Origin of the sequence: Amycolatopsis sp. CA-161197, from assembly GCF_050942255.1 — a bacterium.
In the GTDB taxonomy this organism is placed as follows: domain Bacteria; phylum Actinomycetota; class Actinomycetes; order Mycobacteriales; family Pseudonocardiaceae; genus Amycolatopsis.
In genome coordinates, this window is sequence record NZ_CP192059.1 from 6998740 (window position 1) to 7018749 (window position 20010).

19 protein-coding genes are annotated in these 20010 nt (G+C 68.8%); 12 read left to right on the top strand and 7 right to left on the bottom strand.

Annotation, left to right across the window (positions count from 1 at the left end; translation table 11 throughout):
* Positions 1 to 16 precede the first annotated feature (16 nt).
* The 4 genes from ACQPXB_RS32780 (at position 17) to ACQPXB_RS32795 (ending at position 2908) form a co-directional block, all read left to right on the top strand.
* Positions 17 to 769 carry a recombinase family protein gene (locus tag ACQPXB_RS32780; protein WP_432845587.1) on the top strand — a complete coding sequence of 251 codons (753 nt, stop codon included), beginning with the start codon at positions 17 to 19 and terminating at the stop codon, positions 767 to 769.
* Between the two features lie 131 nt (positions 770 to 900).
* The gene (locus ACQPXB_RS32785) at positions 901 to 1830 is read left to right on the top strand and encodes a hypothetical protein (RefSeq protein WP_432845588.1); all 930 of its coding nucleotides are present in this window, start codon (positions 901 to 903) and stop codon (positions 1828 to 1830) included.
* 203 nt (positions 1831 to 2033) lie between these two features.
* On the top strand, positions 2034 to 2435 hold the full coding sequence (locus ACQPXB_RS32790; RefSeq protein ID WP_432845590.1) for a hypothetical protein: 402 nt from the start codon (positions 2034 to 2036) through the stop codon (positions 2433 to 2435).
* Positions 2436 to 2617: 182 nt separating this feature from the next.
* Positions 2618 to 2908, top strand: a complete 291-nt coding sequence (locus ACQPXB_RS32795; protein WP_366585076.1) for a hypothetical protein — start codon at positions 2618 to 2620, stop codon at positions 2906 to 2908.
* Between the two features lie 200 nt (positions 2909 to 3108).
* Here ACQPXB_RS32795 and ACQPXB_RS32800 read toward each other — a convergent pair whose 3' ends face one another.
* Positions 3109 to 3372, bottom strand: a complete 264-nt coding sequence (locus ACQPXB_RS32800; RefSeq protein ID WP_386956725.1) for a phosphate signaling complex PhoU family protein — start codon at positions 3370 to 3372, stop codon at positions 3109 to 3111.
* A 609-nt stretch (positions 3373 to 3981) separates the two neighbouring features.
* On the opposite strand from ACQPXB_RS32800, the gene ACQPXB_RS32805 reads away from it, so the two are divergent.
* Both ACQPXB_RS32805 and ACQPXB_RS32810 read left to right on the top strand, forming a co-directional pair.
* Positions 3982 to 4383 carry an ANTAR domain-containing protein gene (locus ACQPXB_RS32805; RefSeq protein WP_432845591.1) on the top strand — a complete coding sequence of 134 codons (402 nt, stop codon included), beginning with the start codon at positions 3982 to 3984 and terminating at the stop codon, positions 4381 to 4383.
* Between the two features lie 1446 nt (positions 4384 to 5829).
* Entirely contained in the window at positions 5830 to 6180 is a 351-nt protein-coding gene (locus tag ACQPXB_RS32810; RefSeq protein WP_386953033.1) for a dienelactone hydrolase family protein, read from the top strand.
* A 382-nt stretch (positions 6181 to 6562) separates the two neighbouring features.
* Here the strand turns inward: ACQPXB_RS32810 and ACQPXB_RS32815 are convergent, their stop codons facing one another.
* On the bottom strand, positions 6563 to 6799 hold the full coding sequence (locus tag ACQPXB_RS32815) for a hypothetical protein (protein ID WP_366585015.1): 237 nt from the start codon (positions 6797 to 6799) through the stop codon (positions 6563 to 6565).
* Positions 6800 to 7137: 338 nt separating this feature from the next.
* Between ACQPXB_RS32815 and ACQPXB_RS32820 the strand changes: the two genes are divergently transcribed.
* Positions 7138 to 7512 (top strand): STAS domain-containing protein, encoded by a 375-nt coding sequence (locus tag ACQPXB_RS32820; RefSeq protein ID WP_432845592.1) that lies wholly within the window; start codon positions 7138 to 7140, stop codon positions 7510 to 7512.
* Between the two features lie 103 nt (positions 7513 to 7615).
* Positions 7616 to 8056: an ATP-binding protein gene (locus ACQPXB_RS32825; protein WP_432845593.1), complete on the top strand. Its 441-nt coding sequence runs from the start codon at positions 7616 to 7618 to the stop codon at positions 8054 to 8056.
* 899 nt (positions 8057 to 8955) lie between these two features.
* On the opposite strand, the gene ACQPXB_RS32830 is transcribed toward ACQPXB_RS32825, so the two are convergent.
* Genes ACQPXB_RS32830 through ACQPXB_RS32850 form a run of 5 tightly spaced genes read right to left on the bottom strand, consistent with a single transcriptional unit; the run spans position 8956 to position 14312 of the window.
* Positions 8956 to 9843: a Gfo/Idh/MocA family protein gene (locus ACQPXB_RS32830; RefSeq protein WP_366585009.1), complete on the bottom strand. Its 888-nt coding sequence runs from the start codon at positions 9841 to 9843 to the stop codon at positions 8956 to 8958.
* A complete protein-coding gene (locus ACQPXB_RS32835) occupies positions 9840 to 10994 on the bottom strand; it encodes an ROK family transcriptional regulator (RefSeq protein WP_366585106.1) in 1155 nt (384 codons plus the stop codon). Before ACQPXB_RS32835 ends, ACQPXB_RS32830 begins: the two co-directional genes overlap by 4 nt.
* Before the next feature lie 27 nt (positions 10995 to 11021).
* Positions 11022 to 11879, bottom strand: coding sequence for a carbohydrate ABC transporter permease (locus ACQPXB_RS32840; protein ID WP_386953059.1), 858 nt, complete (start codon positions 11877 to 11879; stop codon positions 11022 to 11024).
* A 5-nt stretch (positions 11880 to 11884) separates the two neighbouring features.
* A complete protein-coding gene (locus tag ACQPXB_RS32845) occupies positions 11885 to 12889 on the bottom strand; it encodes a carbohydrate ABC transporter permease (protein WP_432845594.1) in 1005 nt (334 codons plus the stop codon).
* A 10-nt stretch (positions 12890 to 12899) separates the two neighbouring features.
* A complete protein-coding gene (locus ACQPXB_RS32850; protein ID WP_386953023.1) occupies positions 12900 to 14312 on the bottom strand; it encodes an ABC transporter substrate-binding protein in 1413 nt (470 codons plus the stop codon).
* A 397-nt stretch (positions 14313 to 14709) separates the two neighbouring features.
* On the opposite strand from ACQPXB_RS32850, the gene ACQPXB_RS32855 reads away from it, so the two are divergent.
* The 4 genes from ACQPXB_RS32855 to ACQPXB_RS32870 are packed head-to-tail and all read left to right on the top strand — an operon-like array spanning position 14710 to position 19503.
* Positions 14710 to 15519: a zinc-dependent alcohol dehydrogenase gene (locus ACQPXB_RS32855; RefSeq protein WP_432845595.1), complete on the top strand. Its 810-nt coding sequence runs from the start codon at positions 14710 to 14712 to the stop codon at positions 15517 to 15519.
* A complete protein-coding gene (locus ACQPXB_RS32860; protein WP_366585001.1) occupies positions 15519 to 16316 on the top strand; it encodes a sugar phosphate isomerase/epimerase family protein in 798 nt (265 codons plus the stop codon). The genes ACQPXB_RS32855 and ACQPXB_RS32860 overlap by 1 nt, the downstream gene beginning before the upstream one ends.
* Positions 16313 to 17614 (top strand): MGH1-like glycoside hydrolase domain-containing protein, encoded by a 1302-nt coding sequence (locus tag ACQPXB_RS32865; protein ID WP_432845596.1) that lies wholly within the window; start codon positions 16313 to 16315, stop codon positions 17612 to 17614. The genes ACQPXB_RS32860 and ACQPXB_RS32865 overlap by 4 nt, the downstream gene beginning before the upstream one ends.
* A complete protein-coding gene (locus tag ACQPXB_RS32870) occupies positions 17611 to 19503 on the top strand; it encodes an amylo-alpha-1,6-glucosidase (RefSeq protein WP_432845597.1) in 1893 nt (630 codons plus the stop codon). The genes ACQPXB_RS32865 and ACQPXB_RS32870 overlap by 4 nt, the downstream gene beginning before the upstream one ends.
* The last annotated feature ends 507 nt before the right edge of the window (positions 19504 to 20010 follow it).

The window sequence follows — 20010 nt, forward strand, 5'->3', positions numbered from 1 at the left end:
GCCCCATAGCCAGACCATGACCGTCCGACCGCAAGGCGTGTCTCAGAAACGATCGTTCGCGAGACGCTCGTGGTTGATCGGCGTTTTCGCAGGAGAGATCTGTAAAGCATGCCGTGTCCGCGCCAATGTCACGTTCTCGGGGGTTTGCGATACGGTCTGGACCATGCGGATCGGATACGGGCGGGTGTCCATCCGCGGCCAGCACCCGGAGGCTCAGCGCGACGCGCTCGCGGCGGCCGGGTGCGACGAGATCTTCCTCGACAAGGCCTCGGGCAAGCTCGCGCGCCGGCCGGAGCTGGATAAGGCGCTGCTGTCGGCCAACCGGGCCGGTGACCAGCTCGTGGTGACCAAGCTCGACCGGCTCGGCCGGTCACTGGAGCATCTGATCGAGCTGTCCAAGCAGTTGCAGGCGAAGGGTGTGGACCTGGTGGTGCTCGACCAGGGCATCGACACCTCCACCGCAGTCGGGCGGATGTTCTTCCAGATCCTCGGCTCGATCGCCGAGTTCGAGCACGCCCTGATGTCCGAACGCACCATGGACGGCCTGGCCGCGGCTCGCGCGCGCGGCCGCACCGGCGGGCAGAAACCGAAACTCGGCGCCCGTCAGGTGCAGCTCGCTCGACAGATGTACGAGGAGCGTGGCGACGATGGCAAGCGCCGCTACACCGTCGCCCAGATCGCCGCCGAGTTCGGCGTCACCCGTCCCACCATCTACCGGCACCTGGGTAAGGCCCTCGACACCGTGCCTGCGACGGCAACGTCGGCCTGACCAGCGCCAGTTCGACGACCAACCACGAGCGGCTGCCGCGCGACCACCACGATGCCGCCCCTCGCGGACCGCCCTCGACGTCAGCAGCATCCCTGAGCTGTAGCGCGCAGAGCGGTTCGAACGATTTCGTCGTGATGAACTCTCTCCCCGGAGAAGCCGAAGCAGGCGAGCGCCTGAAGCGAACGGCGTTGCGTGACTTCGGGCCTTGGCCCGAAGGCGAAGAGGAGCAGGTAGGGATGGCCTACCGGGCGGGGATAAGCCCTGACGAGGCGCCGGTCCCGGCGCTGCTCAAGTACGCGCTCACTCTCATCGGGCTGATGGCGTACGGACCTGCCGAGAAGGTCGCGTGGTGGGTCAACTTCACGTACTGCGGCGAGAGGTGCCGGCTGGCACATCAGAAGTTTGGCCTGCGGCTCTACCTGTGGACTGAAGCATCCGAGGAGGAAGCGCAGAAGACGCAGGCCCAGATCGCCAAGAAGCTCCAGTCCTCGACTCGCACCGTTGAGAAGCTGGTCCTGGCCGCGGCGCCAGAGCTTCTGGGCAACGGGAACACCACCGTCATCAACCAACACGTATCGCTGCGTCGCGCCTACGAGTACTTCCGCGGACGTGCCGTCGATCCGACGGTCATCGGAGACATGACGACTGTCGGAGAGTTGAGCACCGGTACCGCCACGTCGTTCACGAGCGGCAAGATCCAGATGCAGTTGAACGCTTTCCACGACATGGTGGCGGCGATCTCGGCGTACATCAGCCTGCTGGAGCATGACCTCGTGCTGGCGCTGGCGTTCAGTGGTTTTGACCCGTCCAACGACGACCTCACGGCCATGATCGGGTCACGGTGGGGCGACAAATTCGATCGCTTACTTGGCAAGGAAGGTGATGCCGGCCGCTATCGGCAGCGCCTCTCCGACGTCGTCGAGCGATGGCGCAATCCGTACTCCCATGGCGGATTCGAAAAGGGTCACGGCGCCACCATCTACCTCCACACGCCGGGAGTGGGAGCGGCGGTGCCAGTCGGCCTGACGAAGGTGAGGTCAGGGTCGGGCCATTGCGGATAAATGTTCCACCTTCGGTTACCAACATTTCGCTGAATTACTGACGTTGACCTGAACGAGTTCACCCGTCACCGATGTCAGCCACGACGGTTCTCCGTTCCGGCCTCGGGAATGGTGGCACGCAGCTCGGTGATCTGCCGCTGCATCCGCTCGACCTGCTCGGCCACGTCGTGGCTGGCGTCGCCCATCTGCTTCAGGTGGCGCTGATGCGTGAGGAACGCGACGAGCGTGACGCGCCGGAGTTCTCCGTGTCGGCGGTCGACGCCTTCACTGTGGACACGGAGTACTTCGCGGCCAAGCTCGTGCTGCGCATGGAGCGAGGTCAGGCGCTGCGTTCGCTGACCGTGACCCCCTCGGGTGACTCCGTCGAGCTCACCTTCGACGACGTCCGGCACGGACGCGAGCTGCGGTTCTTCGTCAGCACCAAAGACGGCTACGTCGGCACGACCATCGACCTCGAGTTGATCTGCCACGAGCGCGCAGGCGACCGAACCTGGCAACGCCACTACGCCTGCACCATCGACCAGCGCCCCGAAACACCACCGGCGTGGGCAACCTTTGTCCCACTCACCTCGTACTGCAACGGCAGGTTGGTGGTGTTGTGGTAGATCATCGAACTGCTGACGAATAGCTTTCACTACTTGCTCTCCGGAACCCCTTCCGTCGACAAAGGACCGGGAAACGATGTATGCCGTGGGGTGGTAACGGCGCGTTTGACCGGCCTTCAACCGGGTACGCAGCGGAGATACAAACCCGCTTGGGTTTACAGCCCGGCCGAAAGGAGCGCATCATGGCCGGCCACGACGACCAGCACGGCTGGTCCGAGGACATCGGCACCGAGGGCAACACCGCCGCCGAAGCCGGGAGAAAAGCGCGGGAGAAGCCGGAGCACGAACCCGACCCCCACCGCGACTACTCCCCGGGCGGCACACTCTCCGACACGGACATCGAACCCGGCTCACCGTTCGGCGCGGGAGAAAGCACAACGCGCCGCGGCGAGGAAATCGGCCCGGAGCCCGGCGAGGCCGCCGAGGGCCACAAGGGCGTCTCGCAACGCCCCTATGGCAGTTCGCCCGATTAATACCCGAGGACCTGAAGCGACTTTAATACCCTCCGGGCCGGCCCTGTTCCCAGGGCCGGTCGGCCGAAAAAGGTGAGGAACCGAACTGGCACCACAAGAGCCACACAGAATTCTCCTCTCACACCCCGGACCTCGGTGTCCGCTTCGACCCGACCACCGAGCCGGGGTTTCAACGCCAGATAAGTCACTCATCCACGGAATCAGCCGACGACGTGCGCGGCCAGGTCACTCATGCGCTCGAGCCTGTCGGCGCAGTACACCGCGGCCAGCACGAGTCGCAGCTCATGGGCGACCGGGGCCTGCAACGCCAGCAGCGCCTCAGCGTGTTCTTCGCACTCGGCGCGCTGGAGATCCAGCTCGATGTCGCTCCCGAGCACCTGCTCGGCCAGCCCCACGTTCGCGGTGAGCAACGCCGTCGTGGCCTGGCGCATCGCCTGCGCGCAGACGACGCACATTTCGGTCATCTCGGTACCGAGCCGAGCCAGCTCCTGACGGAACGTCTTTCGCGGACCGACCACAACCCTCTCGCGCGGCTCCAACCACCGCGTCAGCAGACTCGACGACCCGCCGGACGGCTACGACCGGGCAGGTCGGCCGGGTCGCCGGAGCCCCCATCGACCTTCCCGATTATCCGGACCCAAGCTGGCGAAACGTCTTCATTCACAGCCGCGCCGGTGTGCTGCTCCGACACCTTTGGGCCGAGGGGGCTGAAGTGGCCAACAAGAACCCTGCCCAGTTCGGAGGACGCCGAAGAGAAGCGGTCCGGCAACCGTCAGAGGCTGCCGAGCCGAAGTTTGACCTCGACCTCGCGGCCGAGCCTCCGGTCCACAGCACGGTTGCCGTCGCTCCCGCGTCCGTCCGTCATCAACCTCCCCGCCGACGCAGGCCACCATCGACCCGCCGCGGCGGTTGAGCGCCGGCCGAACCGGGTACTTGCCGCTGCCCGGACACTCCACTGATGATCTCGCGCCGATCAAGTAACCAGAGAACCACCGGAGATCGCCAGCGCGCGAGGCTGAACACCCGCGGGCGAAAACCGCCGATTCGCCGACGCAGAGAAAGTGAAACCATCGATGTTCACCGTGACCGAATCCGCCGCCGAGGCGATCAAGCAGCTCACCGCGGCCCGCGGAGCGAGGGGAGCAACCATGTCGTTGGTGGACGCGCAGACTGAGCGGACCAGCTGGCCGGCACCGGCTCCTCAGCACGCGCCAGACGGCGTTGACGCCGCGGCGGTGACCGCGGAAGAGAACCGGCACCTTCGGGAGGCGCTGCAGTCCCGAGGGGTGATCGAGCAGGCCAAGGGCGTGCTGATGGCCCAGCGCCGCTGCGACCCGCAGGAGGCGTTCGCCGTGCTCGTGACGCTGTCGCAGAACACCAACGTCAAGCTCCGCGACGTCGCACAAGCGTTGCTGGACGAATTTCTCACCACCGTGCCCACACAATCGCACGGTGGCCCCGCGGCCCCTCCTTGACCGCGAGGCCACCTGCGGACACGTCAGTTTCCGGCCACACAATGGCCTGTCACCAGCGCACCACCCAGGGCCTACCAGCACGTCCCCACAGGAAACACGGCAAACGGCAAGATCCTCGATCCGGAAGACGCCTTTGGGCGCTACCCGCGGCACCGCACCCGCATAGGGTCGTGCGCTACAGGCTCGGGGGTTCCCAGACCCCGGGTCACCAAGCCCATCTGCCCGGGGTAGTTGTCAGCTTCCTGCGGGTGGGGCAATTCGCTGGCGCAGCGTGGCATGGTGCACGTCCTGACCGCGAGCTGTTGCCGCGCAGCACGGCGACCGCTGCGCCAAAATCGGGACCATGCCAGAGTTCCACCCGAACCTCGGAGGGGACGCACCCGCACCCGGAGTACAGGCGAGCGTCAGCCAGCGCCGCGAGGGACCGGCGCTGGTACTGAGCGCGCGCGGCGAGTTCGACGTGCACACCACGCCCGGCTGCGGCTCGCGAGACGCGAGGCCCCCGTCGGGGCCCCGCCGGTGCTGGTGACCGACTTGACCGAAGTCAGAGTTCTTCTCCTCAGCCGCACTCGGGGTGCTTGTCGAGGCGCGCGAGACCACCGGTGAGAGCATCGAGCTGCGGCCTCTGCCTTGCCGGCGGGCCCATCTCCTAGCACGTGGCCTTCGGGGACGAGGTCCCCCGTTCGAGGTCATTGGCCAGGGTTGAGTCGGCGCGGACTCAGCCGAAAACCTGGAACAGGACCGGCCGTCTGGCCACCGTGGACAACTTACGCGGGCGACGAGGCTCGTTCGCGAGGATGGGCGACGGCGGCACACCAGCGCCCGTGACGGCCGAGATAACTATCGCGATGGGAGCCACGGGCAGCGATGCGGCAATCGAAACCGCCGACGTAGTATCGATAGGAACCGATCTGCGGCACGCGCCTTCAAGCACTGCGTCAGGCCCGGCATGCGCGGCTGATCATGCTGGAGAACCCCACCGGCTGGATGCTCCCCTCGGCTTGCCGCGGACCGTTGTCGCCGACCACATGTGCTTCGGTCGCCAAGCCCAGCCGCGGCGCAGAAGGTCTCGCGCCCGGGTTTCGTTTCCGAGCGCCACGGGAAGACCGGTGTTCGACAGCAGGAAAAGGTCATGACGGAACCGTTCACAGTAGACACCGAAACATCCGTGGTCGAAGGCGATCTGACAGTCCCCGCCGATGCCACCGGAGTGGTTGTGTTCGCGCACGGCTCGGGAAGCTCGCGGCATAGCTCACGCAACCAGGCGGTCGCCCGGACGTTGCAGGACAACCGCTTCGGGACGCTGTTGCTCGACTTGCTGAGCCAGGAGGAGGACCGCGCCGAGGCGGCCGGCGGCCGCCGCCGGTTCGACATCGGGATGCTGCGTGACCGGTTACTGCAGGCGCTGGACAAACTGGCCGGCACCCCTGCGGTCGCGCCTGCCCGGTGGGTCTGTTCGGCGCCAGCACGGGAGCGGCCGCGGCGCTGGGCGCGGCGGCCGCCCGGCCGGATCTGGTGCGGGCGGTGGTCTGCCGGGGCGGCCGACCGGACCTGGCGGGTGACGCACTGGACGACGTGCGCTGCCCGGTGCTGCTCATCGTCGGTGAAAACGACGGCACCGTGCGCAGACTCAACAAAGCCGCAGCAGCCCGGTTGTCCGGTGACCGCGAGCTGGTGGTGGTTCCTGGAGCCGGGCACCTCTTCGAAGAAGCCGGCGCGCTGGAACAGGTTGCCGACGCGGCCGTCGGCTGGTTCGACCGGCACCTCGCAGGCGGCGGGCACACCTTCGCCGTGTGAGAGACGAGACGTGACGCCGCGGTGGCCGGCCCTGAGCGAGCGGACTACGCCTGGGGCCGTGCCAGTGCACGCCCGGATTCGTCCGCCCGACTGCAGTTTCACGCTCTGGTGGTTGGAACAGAGCGGAGCCGCGCTGCGCGGGAGAGTGGTTGCCGCGGACGCACCTTTCCCCGAGGCGAACGACGTGATCTGCGCGGCCCGCACCGACTTGGCTGCGGTGGCTGTCGCCTCCGCGGCGACGGACTCGCGCTCGACTCTTCGCGAGGTGACCGCTGCAGGGCAGCGAGGAGAACAATCATGATCACCACTTCGCCCGTCGCGGCTGTGATCGAGCGGTCAGCTGGGTGACCGGCCCCGTGCAGGACGCGCGGAGTCACGGAAGTCAGCCCGCGGCACCGAGCCGCTGGGCGAGCAGCTTCTTGCCCTGCTCCGCACCCTTCCGGCTTTCCTCCTGCGCCCGGCGGAAGAAGGCGGCCAGCTCGCGGTCGCCCGCGCGGTCGGCGTCGGCGATGTAGGACTCCATTCGCAGCGCATTGCTCAGACACGCCTCCACGAACCAGATGATGTTGTAGTCCTTGTCCTGTGTACCTGTGACCTGATCGGTTTCGCTGCTGGCCACGATTCCTCCTCGAGATTCGCTTCCGATAGCCTCAAATTTCGGCTACCCGGATTCCGTCACTCGACACCTCGAACCGGCGGGCCCACGCGCGGCGAAGGTCCGTTGGTGGCCTCCACTGCCGTCACGCAAGTCTTGTTCGATGATCGACCGCGCGTTTCGCGACAGCCAGTGCCTTCGCCGATCAAGTCACCGTCGACGTTTAACATCCCGCGCGAGGGCTTCTGCGTGGATACCGGGATCGCTTCCAGAGGAAACGGTTGTAACAGCGGAAAACGAGAGTGAACATTCGTCTCCCCTCAGGTGGTGCACCGTAGCGTTGAGTGCGAGACGATCGGGCAATGCAGGCATCCGATCGCCACCCCGCCCCAGGCGCCGGCGAGACGTGCGTCAGCCTGCATCACGAGGGTTCCGCTGTTGTGGTCACCGCACGCGGCGAATTCGACGCGCTCACCACGCCCCTGCTTGAGGGAGCAATCCGCGAGGCCCTGAAAACCACACCCGACGTTCTGGTGGTCGACCTGACCTCGGTCGACTTCTTCGCCTCGATGGCGCTCGCAGCCCTGTGCGAGGGACGCCAAGCCGCCGGCGAGCGCACCAGGCTGTGCCTGGCGGTCAAGCGCTATCTGGACCGCACCTTGCGGTTGGTCGGCCTCGACCAGGGGTTCGCCCTGTACTCGTCAGTGGCCGAGGCTCTAGCCGCAGACGACATCTGACCCGCTCGGCGCCACCCAGGGCGGGGTGTATACCTGGGCCGGGTGCGGGTATGCCGCAGCCACGGCCCCAGCAGCTCCATCACGACCGCGTGAGGTGGTGCCCATGCCTCCGACCGGCAACCGCGCTGCTGCAGCGAACTCCGAGTTGTCGATGCGCCGACCCGCCCACGCCGACGACGCGACGCTCATGCGGTACGCCCTGGCAGAATGGCTCAGCGCCCACGACCTCACGGGAGATCTCGCCCACGACGTCGAACTCGCCACTTACGAGGCGCTGATCAACACGGCAAGCCACGCCTACCCCTCCGGCATCGCCGGCGCCGTCGAGTTGCACGCCCACCACCAGGATGACCTGATCCGGATCACCGTCACCGACGACGGCCGCTGGCAACCACCCTCCACAGACCCCGGCCAGCTGTACGGACGGGGCCTCAGCATCATGCGCGCTCTCGCCGACCACACCATCCTCGCTCCCACCGACGTGGGCACCACCGTGACCATGACCTGGTACCTGACACTGCCCGAGAGTCTCGACACGAGCTGACCCCGGGCAGCCCACAGTCACCGCCGAGCCCGGCGTACCGCACACCTGGCGGCTGAGCCGCGGGCCGTCCGGGCGAGACCACCACCGGCGCCGAAGACTTCTACCAGCCCACCCACTCTGCCCGCGCTAGACGGTCTCGCCGGCTATGACAATGCCGACCGCCGTACCAACACCACCTGGCCGGAGCCGGCAGCCAAACCGATGGCTACGACAACTCCGGCCACCAGACCAGCCTGACGGGCAGAACAGCGCCGATACCGAGCTGCTGCAAGCCACCTACAACTACGCCCGCGCACCGAACCCGCGTGGCATCGCCGCAGTGCGGGCCCGGGGTCCCCAAAACTACGGGTCATCGGGCCCGTTCCGCCAACCCTGGCGCCGTCGAACGGGTGAGTCGCGCGTCGGTCTACCTGCCCCGGCGGTGATGACCCCGGCCTCCGGGAGGCTTTTCGGCACTGCGCCGAGGCGCAGCCGTGATGGGTCTGCGCGCAGAAATGCCTACTACCGGCCACGGCCGCGGCGTGGGCGGCGGGAGATCCGACCGCACCGAGCCATTGTCCGACGGCGTCCCACCAGCCGCCGCTTTTGTAGGCAATCCATCCCCACACGATGAACGCCGCGAGCTCGCAGCCGATGAACTCCGGCAGATCCCCGTCGAATTCACTGCGCTGTCCGAAGTGGACGACCCGTGCCAGCTCGTCCGGCGGCGCTGACGACCGAGGCAGCCGCGCATTGCACACCGGAATCACCGAACGCCTGTCGGCGTGACGCCACGGTGCCAGCGGCCCTGGCCGCGGTCGTCGGCGTTGCGCTCTCCTTCACCACACCCGTCGACGAACATCGAGGATGCTCGCCGCAACGATAAGCCTCCTCAGTTGGTGAATCCGTGACGCCGGCGGTCAGAAGCCGACGCGCAGTGATTCGGTGGCCCGAGTGATCAGCTCCTGGAGCCGGACCCCCCGCCACACGTCCAGCTCGTGGGCGCGTCCCATCCGCACGGCGGCCGCGAACTCGGCCCGCAGGATCGGCCACGCCTGGGTGTGATCGATCGCTGAAGTGTCGTAGCCCAAAGCCCCGTTGGGGCCGAACAGCTCGACGGTCGTCCGGACGCGGTCGAGCCCGATCGCTCCGGAGAGGGAGGCCTGGCTGACCGCGCCGCTCTCGTGCTCGCAGGTCAGCTCGATCCACCGGGTCGAGTCCCCGGCCGCCCGGATCCCGCGAATGGTGCCAAGCGTGGTTTCGAGCAGGTCGAGCAGGTGCGGGCCGAGGTCGGGCAACGCACCGAACTCCAGGCGCCAGCCCGTCGCCAGGTCCCCACCCAGGAACGCGCCGTGCAGGTAACACGAGCGGGCGCCGACGGCGTCGAACGCCTTGGCCCGGTGGAGGAACTGGCGGGTTTCGGGGAGGTACCGCTTGGTGAGCACCAGCTGGCTCACCACGCCGGCGTCCTCGATGGTTTCTGCGAGTTCCCGCGCGGCCGGCAGGGTCAGCGCGACGGGCTTCTCCAGCAGCACGGCCTTCCCGGCACGGGCCGCCCGGCGAGCCAGGTCGGCCTGGATGTCGGGGCGCACGGCGAACGCGACCGCCTCGCACATCCCCAGGAGTTCGTCGAAATCGGTCGTCGCGGTGGCACCGTGTTTCCGGGCGAGTTCGGCCGCTGCTTCTGCCCGGCGCGCATACACCGCGGTGAGCGTGGTTTCGGGTCCGGCCGCGAACGTCGGGGCGTGCATGGTGTGTGCCCACGGTCCCGCTCCGACCAGTCCGACGCGGACAGGTTCGCCGATCACGACGCGCCTTCCCTGTCCAGCCGCTCGTCGACCACGGCCGGGGCATACGCGGCGTCGAGCACCATCGCCTGCGCGCCGTGCAGGCCGGCCAGGTCCCCGAGGCCCGTGCTGGTCACCTGAAGGTGCCGCGTCGCCCGGGGCAGCGCCTTCTGGTAGATGACCTCGCGGACGCCGGTGACGAAGTGCGTGTCGGCGAGGTCGCCCGCGATGACCAGCACCTCCGGGTTCACCATGCACACGACCGTGGTCAGCACCTCGCCGACGAGTCGGCCGGCCTCGCGGGCGAGCTCGACGGCCTCCGGCCGTCCGGCGGCGAGGTGCGCGGCCAGCTCGCGGCTCGACCGCGTCGGCACGCCGCGTTCGGTGAGCCGGCGCGCCAGCGCTCCCCCACTCGCCACTGCCGCGAGGCAGCCGCGGGAACCGCACATGCACACGGCGTCGTCGTGCCCGGGCAGCCGGATGTGCCCGATGTCACCGGCCCCGCCGTCGACCCCGCGCAGCAGACCGCCGTTGAAGACGAGCCCCGACCCGATGCCGGCCGAAATCTTGACCAGGACCAGGGGCGACGAGTTCGGGTAGTGCTGGGTGTGCTCCCCCAGAGCCATGATGTTCGCGTCGTTGTCCACCAGGACCGGGACGTCCCAGCGGCCGGCGAGGTGGTCGGCGATGGAGTAGCCGTCCCAGCCCGGCATGATCGGGGGCTGGCGCACGGTGCCGGTCTCGAACTCCACCGGCCCGGGTACGCCGACGCCGATCCCCCGCACATGTCCCTGCGGTCGGCCCGCCTGTTCGAGCAGCGCGCGGAACCGGACGTCGAGCGTGTCGAGAACGGGAACCGGGCCGGTCGCCACCTCCAGGTCGATCCGCTCCTGCGCAAGCCGGCGGCCGTCGAGGTCGACGACGGCGAGGCGGGCGTCCGCGGTGTCCAGGTCGGCGACCAGCACGACCCCGTCGTCGGTGAACTCAAGCAGGACCGACGGCCGGCCGCCGGTGGAGTCCTCGGTGCCGTGGGAACGCAGGTAACCGCGGTCGAACAACGGCTTCAGGCGCTGCTGCACGGTCGAGCGCGACAAGCCCGTCTGCTGTTGCAGGTCGGCGCGAGTACGTGCCTTGCCCGTGCGGACCAACCAGAGCAGGTAGCCGGAAGACATCGTCACCGGTGCGACTGTAATGATCTTCTACCCCTTTTCCGCGCCGCTGGTGAGACCTTCGGCGAGCAACCGCTCCGCCGCGAAGAACAGGATCACGATCGGGATCGTGAGCACCACCGAGCCGGCCATCAACACCGTTTTCGGCACCTCGAGGCCCCCGGCCAGCTGGGACAGGCCCAGTGACACCGTCCACTTCGAGCGGTCCTCGACCAGGAACAGCAACGCGAAGAGGAACTCGTTCCACGCGATCATGAAGACGTACAGACCAGTGGCCACGATCGACGGCGCCGCCAGCGGCAGCGTCACCCGCCACATCGTGCCCAGCCGTCCATTGCCGTCGATCGCGGCCGCTTCCTCGATGCTCTCCGGGATGGTGGTGAGGTAATTGCGGAGCATGTAGATCGACACAGGCAGTGCCTGAGCCACGTACACCACCAAGAGCCCCACCAGAGAGTCGCGCAGGCCCGCCTTGCTGAAGATCACGAACAGCGGGATCGCCAAAAGGATAGACGGAAACAGGTAGACCGCCAAGAACAGGAAGTGCACCTGCTTCCGTCCGGCGAAGCGCAGGCGGCTGGCCGCGTACGCACCCGGCAGCGACAGCGCCAGGGTGACGACGACCGTGCCGAGCGCCACCAGCGCCGAGTTGCCGAGCAGGCTCAGCAACCCGTCGCCCCCGGAGGCCACCGACTTGAGCACTGTGGAATAGGTGGACACGGTGAAGTCCGAGAGCTTCGGCAGGATGTCGCCCGGGTTCCGCAACAGCGAGTCCTGCGAGCGCACCGAGAGCAAGACCATGTAGTAGAAGGGGAACAACGTCACGATCGCGAGGAACACGATCGTCACCCAGCGGAGAATCCCGAACAGCCGGTTCTCGAAAGTCATCCGGTTCACGAGCGATCCTCCGGAGCGAAGAACTTGAGGTAGACGGCGAGGAACACGACCAGCACCGCCGCGAGCACCAGCGCCTGCGCGGCCGCGCCGCCGATGTCGAACTGCGCGGTGAGGAAGTCGTAGACCCGCACGCTCAGCACGTCCGTGCCCGCACCGCCGCCGGTGAGCAAGTAGACGTCGTCGAACTTGTTGAAGGTCAAGATGAACCGCAGCACCGACAGCAGGGCCAACACCGGGTAGAGCTGCGGCAGCAGGATGTGCCGGAACCGCTGCGTCGGCGTGGCGCCGTCGACGAGCGAGGCCTCCTCCAGCTCGGCCGGTACGGCCTGCAACCGGGCGATGAGGAACAGGAACGTGAAGGGGAAGTAGCGCCAGCCCTCGAACGCGATCACGACCAGCAGGGCCAGCGGTACGTGCAAGTGCCAGCCGAACAGCGAGATCGTCGAGGTCTCCTGGCTGAGGAACGCCACGGGCTTGTCCCAGCCGAAGAAACTCTTGCCCCACGCGTTCACGACCCCGAACTGGGGGCTGAGCATGATCTCCCAGACGAACGTCGCGGCCACCACCGGCGAAACGTAGGGCAGCAGCATCGCGCTGCGCAGGAACGCCCGGCCGCGGAAAGGCTTGCGCAGCGCCAGCGCCGCGACCAGGCCGAGCGCCAGCGACAGCACCGTGCCGCCGATGGTGTAGACCAATGTCGTGACCAGCGAGCTCCACATGTCCGCGGAGCCGAGCACCTTGGCGAAGTTCTGGAACGTGAAGCGGCCGAAGATGCCTTCGCGTTGCAACGTCGCCAGGCGCAGTCGCTGAAACGCCAGCACGATCGTCCACACCACGGGCAGGACCACGACCACCAGCACGATGATCAGGGTCGGGGAGAGCAGGGCCAGCCCGGCCCTGCTCTCCTGCTGCCGCAGGGTGAGCGCTCGCCGCCGCCGTGGGGGCCGGCCGGTCGGCTTCGCGGGGGCGGGCCGGTTCCGGACGGTGTGCGCCGAGGTCATCCGCGTTTCCCTACTTCAGTGATTTCTGGATGTCCTGGACCGCGGCGCTCGCCTGCTTGGCGGCTCCGGCCGGGTCCACGGTGCCGCCGGTCATGGCGCTGACGGCCTTGGGCACGGGCAGTTCGGCCAGCGAAGCACCGGCCAGCCCGCCCTGGCCTTGCGTGATGCCCCACTGCTGGAAGCTGTCCAGGCTGCTCTGCAGCTGCTGGATCACCTCTGGTGAGTACACCTCGGACAGCGGCTTCTTGCCGTCGGTCCCGACGGGCAGGCTCGCCCAAGCCTTGGTGAACTTGCCGGGTTCGGCGGCGGTGCCGGTGCGCGCAGGGATCTTGCCCTGCGGCGCGAGCCCGAGCCAGCCGCCGTACCCCTGGTCCAGCATGTAGCCGACGAACTTCTGCGCGTTGGCGGAGCGGTCTCCCTGGGTGATCACCCAGGAGCCGAGCTCACCGAAGTTCTGCGCGGCCGAGCCGTCGGGACCCTTGATGGCCGTGATGAACCCCGTGTTCTTCGCGAGGAACGAAGGATCGGCCTGACACTGCGGGCAGCTGGGCGCGGCGTCCTTCTGCAGCCCGGCCAGCTGCGGCAGCAGGTAGGACGACCACACGGTCATCGCGGCCTTGCCCGCGAAGTAGGTCGCGCGGGTCGAGTCGACGTTCTGGGCACCGGGCACGGAGTACTGGTGCACCAGGTCGTTGTAGAGCGAGAACGTGTTCACGCACGCCGGGCTGTCCAGCGTCACCTTCCCGGCCTGGTCCACCAGCTGGCAGCCGTTGCCCAGCGCGAAGTCCTCGAACGTCTGCTGCGTGAACGCGTCACCGGGGTCGGTCGCGATCGAGATGCCCGCAACGTCCGGCGAGTTGAGCTTCTGGGCCGCCTGGCGGATCTTGTCGAACGTGTCGGGCGCCGGGAGGCCTGCCTTGGCGAAGAGGTCCTTGCGGTACACGAGCATCTGTGGCCAGCCGTCGGACGGCACCGCGAGCTGCTTGCCGCCGCTGACGTCCATCTGCAACGCGCGAGCGGAGAACGTGCTGGCACCCAGGTTCTTGACCACCGACGCCGCGGCGTCGGTGTCGACGAGGTCGTTCACGGCCATCTCGTTGACACCGGTGAGCGAAAGGCCACCGACGACATCCGGCAGGTTGCCCGCGGCCGCGGCCGAAGTGACCAGCTGGCTGAACTGGTCCTCGTCCAGCCCGACGATCTTCACCTTGACGCCGCTCTGCGCGGTGAACTGATCGGCGATCCGTTGCGCCGCGGCGACCCGGTCTGACTGGTTTTCCATGCTCCAGACGGTGAGCGTGCCGTCGCCACTGTCGTCGGAGCCGGAGCCACAGGCGGCCAGCGCGCCACCGGCCATCACCACGGCCGCCAGTGCGGCGGCCGATCGGGCCGGGACTCTCGTCCACCTTCGTACTGAAGACATCGGTGCTCCTTTGCGTCGTGCCTGGCGACGATCACAGCACCAGTTAGGCGTTAAAGCAAGACAAGTTATGTAGATTTTTTGGCATAAGTGGGGTAGCTTCTGCCCGGCAGATAGCCATAAATGATCGACAAGGCGGTCGGAGGAGGCCCTGGTGGGCACGGTGGTTCAGTTCGTAGGCCCTCGCCGGGTCGAGGTGGTCGAAACGCAGCAGGAAGAGCTGGGAACCAGGTCGGTGCGCGTGCGCACGCTGTAATCCGGAATCTCGGCCGGCACGGAGCTGACGGCCTACCGCGGCACCAACCCCTACCTCACCCGGGTCTGGGATGAGCAACGCCGGCTGTTCGTCGACGGCGACGCGAGCCAGACCTACCCGGTCGTAGGCTGGGGCTACTCCGAGGTGGGCGAGGTCCTCGAAGTCTCGGCCGACGTCGCCGGACAGCCAGGGGCGCCGGCCGTGGGCGAGGTGGTGTGGGGGATCTGGGGCCACCGCAGCGAAGCGGTCGTGCCGGCGGCGAAGCTCGCCGACCACGTCGTGCCGGCCGGGCTCGACCCGCTCGCCGCGTCGTTCGCGCGCGTCGGCGCGGTGGCGCTCAACGGGGTCCTCGGCGCCGACGTCCACCTCGGCGAGACGGTCGCCGTCTTCGGCCAGGGTGTGATCGGCCTGCTCGCCACGCGCTTGGCGACGCTCAACGGCGGGCGCGTCGTGGCGTGCGACGCCATTCCCGCGCGGCTGGCGATCGCGGAGGAGTTCGGTGCCGTGGAGACGGTGGACGTCACCGCCGCGAGCGCCGCGGAACGGATCCGGGCCGCGACCGGCGGCCACGGCGCCGATGTCGCGATCGAGCTCAGCGGCACCTACCGCGCGCTGCACGAAGCCGTCCGCACGGTCGGCGTCGGCGGGCGCGTGGTCACCGCCGGCTTCTACCAGGGCGACGGCACCGGCCTGCGGCTCGGCGAGGAGTTCCACCACAACCGCGTCGAGATCGTCGCCTCGCAGATCGGCGGCGTGCCGTGGCGGCTGGCCGGCCGGTGGGACCAGGACCGGATGAACCGCACCTTCCTGCGGCTGGCCGCCGACGGCGCGGTCGACCCCGTCCGGCTCGTCACCCACCGCGTAGGGGTCGGCGAGGTCGAGCAGGCCTACGAACTGCTCGACGAACGCCCGGCCGAAGCCCTGCAGGTCGTCCTCGACTACACGGAGAACTGATGCTGAAACTCGCCTGCCAGGAACAGCTGTTGCCCGGCGACACCCTCGAAGAGAAGTGGGAGTTCGCCACCGCGGCCGGCTACGACGCCATCGAACTGCGAGGCAAGAAGGACTTCGCGCTGCAGCACCGCCTGCCGGAGCTGCACCGCGCGGCCCGCAACGGTGTCGTCATGCGCACCGTGTGCGTCGACATGCTGCACTTCTTCGGCGCCTTCGACCCCGACGTGCGCGCCGACGCGATCAAGCAGATGCGCTCGCAGCTCTCGGTGATCGCCGAGCTGGGCGGGATCGGGGCGATGACCCCGGCGTCCTACGGCATGTTCTCGCGCCGGCTGCCGCCGTTCGAGCCGCCGCGCACCGAGGAGCAGGACCGCGAAGTGCTGCTCGCGGGCCTCACCGAGCTCGGCGAGCACGCGCGGGCCGAAGGCGTGCTGCTCCTGCTCGAACCGCTCAACCGCTACGAGGACCATATGGTCAACCGCCTCGAGCAGGCCGCTTCGCTGATCGACGAGGTGGGCCTGGACTCCGTTCGCATCGGCGCGGACACCTACCACATGAACATCGAGGAGGACGACCCCGCGGACTCGCTCGTACGGTTCGCCTCCTACCTCGGCCACGTGCAGGTCAGCGACTCGAACCGGCTCCAGCCCGGCGCCGGGCACCTCGACTGGCCCGCGGTGCTCGGCGCGCTCGCCGCCCTCGGCTACGAGGGCGACCTGGCGCTGGAAAGCCGGCTGCGCGGGGAACCCGCGGACGCGGTGGCCTCCGTGCCACCGTTCCTGCGACGGCTCGCATGACCGACGACCTCGCCCGGCGGGCGCGGCGGATCCTGCTCGCCAACTGGCGCCGTGGGTTCACCGTGCCCGCTCAGGGGTTGTACCCGCACCAGTGGAGCTGGGACTCGGCGTTCATCGCGCTGGGGCTGCGGCACCTGTCGGCGGTGCGCGCTCAGCGGGAGCTCGAGTCGCTCTTCGGCGCGCAGTGGCCCGACGGGCGGGTCCCGCAGATCGTCTTCAACCCGGCAGTGCCCGCGAACGCGTACTTCCCCGGCCCCGATTTCTGGGGCCCGGGCGCCCGGCTCGCGTCGACCGGGCTGGTCACCTCGGGGCTCGTGCAGCCCCCGCTCCACGCGCTCGCCGCGTGGAAGGTACATCGGGCGGACCCGGTCACCTCGCGCCGCCGCGGGTTCCTGCGCCGCCTCTACCCGAAGCTGCAGCGCTGGCACGACTACCTGTTCGACCGCCGGGACCTCGCCGGCGACGGGCTCGTGTGCGTGATCCACCCGTGGGAGTCCGGTTTGGACAACAGCCCGGCGTGGGACGAACCGCTCGGCCGGGTCGCTCCCGTCGCTCCGGCGACGTTCGTCCGGCGGGACCTGGGGCACGCGGGGGCGGGCGAGCGTCCGACCGACCTCGACTACGGCCGGTACGTGCGGCTAGCCGCCGACTACCGCGACGCCGGTTTCGTCGACACACTCGGCGGTTCGGCGTTCGCCGTCGAGGACCCGCTGACCAACGCGCTGCTCGCCGTGGGGGAGACCGCGCTTGCCGCGATGGCCGGCGAGCTCGGCACCGACCCCGCACCGCACCGCGAACGAGCGGCTTCGCTCACGAACTCGCTCGTGGCCCGGCTCTACGACCCGGCTGAAGGCACCTTCTTCGCCCGCGACGCGCACACGAAGTCGTTGCTGCGGCAGCGCACGGTCGGCGGCCTCGTGCCGCTGGTCGTGCCCGGCCTCCCGGTCGTGGAGGAACTGCTGAAAACCGCGCGCGGCGAGCACTTCCGCCTCGGTGAGCTCAGCCCGGTGCCCAGCTACGACCTCACCTCCGCCGACTTCGAGCCAGCGCGCTACTGGCGCGGCCCGGCGTGGTTCAACACCGGCTGGCTGATCTGGCACGGCCTGCGCACGCACGGGCACGACCAGCTCGCCGGCCGACTGGGCGAGGGCATGCTGGACGCGATCCGGCTCGCCGGGTTCCGCGAGTACGTCGACCCGCTCACCGGCGCCGGGCACGGCAGCGACGACTTCAGCTGGACGGCCGCGGTGGCGATCGACCTGCTCGAGGTGCCGGCGGCGGACGGGCGGACGGCATGACCGCGCACACGCTCGTGCGGGGCACGACGTTCCTGATCACCGGCCCCGCGGCCGTTGTCGCGGCGGGCACCGAAGGCTTGTACGTCGACGACACCCGGCACCTGTCCAGGTGGGAGCTCTCTACCGAGGCTTCGCTGCGGGTGCTGAGCGAAGAGCACGACCGGCACTCGGCGAGCGTGATCCTCACGCCGGCCACGCCGCGCAACGAGGACCCCGCGTACTCCGTGTTCCGCGACCACGCGCTGGGCACCGGCACGCTGGTCGAGGACGTCCGCGTCCGCAGCCATCTCGCGGTGCCCAGCGAGGTGACCGTGTCGTTCCGGTTCGCGGCCGACTTCGCCGACCAGTTCGAGCTGCGCGGCACCAGGAAGTACGACCGGCCAGGGAAGTACTCGGCCTCGAACCGGGCGAACGGTGACGTGCTGCTCGCCTACGAACGAGCCGACTATCGCAAGTGGACGTTCGTGCGCTCCTCCGCGCCGGCCGTGTGCACCGGCGACCGGATCAGCTGGACGCTCACACTGCCGCCGCACGGGGAAACGTCGCTGCGGGTGGAAGTGGTCGCGGGAGAAGGGGACCGGATTCCGGATCCGGGGGCGCGACCCGCGGTTCTCGCCGACGTCGTGCGGGAAGCGCAAGCGGACAGCCAGGAATTCCTGGGTACGACGGGCGTTCCGGAGATCGCGTGGCCCGAGCTGCGCACCGCCGTCGCGGCCGGGCTCGCCGATCTCGCGGATCTGCGGGTGCCGGCGCCGGGCCGGTCGGACCTGCGCGTCCCCGGCGCCGGCGTGCCGTGGTTCCTGACGTTGTTCGGGCGCGACAGCCTGATCACTTCCCTCTCGACGCTGCCGTACCGGCCGGAACTGGCGGCCGCCACGTTGCGCGCGCTCGCCGCGGTCCAGGGCACCACGGTCGACCCGGAACGGGTCGAAGAACCGGGCAAGATCGTGCACGAGGTGCGCCGCGGCGAGCTGAGCCGCTTCGGGCAGACGCCGTACGGGCAGTACTACGGCACCGTCGACGCAACGCCATTGTTCCTCGTGCTGCTCGGCCGGCACCGGGGCGTGGCGGGCGACGGCGTGGCCATCGAGCTGGAGGACGCGGCACGCGCCGCCGTCGGCTGGATGTTCGACCACGGAGGTCTCGACGAGCACGGTTACCTCGTGTACCGCACGGACGGCGCGGGCCTGGTGCACCAATGCTGGAAGGACTCCGCCCGGTCCATCTGCTTCGCCGACGGCGAGCTCGCCGAGGGACCGATCGCGGTGTGCGAGGCCCAGGGCTACGCCTACGAAGCACTCCTGTCGACCGCCGAGATCGCCCGCGAGGTCTGGCAGGACGCACCGTTCGCAGACCGGCTGCTCACCCGCGCCGCCCAGCTGCGCACCGACTTCGCCGACGACTTCTGGCTGCCGGGCGAGGACTTCGTCGCACTGGCCCTCGACGGCCGCCGCCGGAAGGTCGACGCCCTCGCGTCCAACGCCGGGCACGTGCTCTGGTCGGACATCCTGCCGACAGGGCTCGCCCAACAGGTCGGACACCGCCTCGGCGCGCCGGAGTTCTTCTCGGGCTGGGGACTCCGCACACTCGCCGCCGACCAGGTGCCGTACCACCCAGTGTCCTACCACAACGGCAGCGTCTGGCCCCACGACACCGCGATCGCCGTAGCCGGGTTGGCCCGGGCCGGACTCACGGCCGAAGCCACCCGCATCGCCGAAGGCCTGCTGGCCGCTGCGACGCACCAGCCGGGAAACCGCCTGCCCGAAGTGATGACCGGCTACGCGCGCGGCGAAACCCCGCACCCGGTCCCGTATCCACACTCGGCCTCCCCGCAGGCATGGGCCGCTGCGGCCCCGCTGCTAATCGCCACGGCACTGGGCTCGCCCTGAGTGCTAGTTTTTTTCTCGATGCGAGACCAGCAGCAGCGCGGACAGGCGGATCAGCTGGATGAGTGCGGTGTTCTCGGGCTCGGCCGCGGCGGCGAGGCTGCCGGTGGGTCAGCTGTACGTAGACCTAGTCGCCGACTACCGCCGGCGCACGCGATCATCATCCCCGGGCAACATCTTGGAGCCCAGCTTCCACGCGGCGCTCCTCTTGTCGTCCATGATGTCTCAAACGTCGAGGTCGTCGTTCTCCTCTAACCACCTCACACTGCGGTGACCCATGAGCCAGCCGCGAACCTCGCCGGTCACTTCGTTTACAGCGCGGTCGGACCGAGGGGTGGTCGTATGGCACGGCGCCTCTCCTGGTTAGAGCTTGATGGTGTCCGGTGGCGGGCACTTCCCCTGTCCGTCCACCGGAGCAGATTCACTGCTAACGACCACGGTGTTCGCGGCGGAACGAACCTGCACGTCCAGACCGCGCATTGCTCGCGGTCTCCTCGTGCAGGCGGCAGA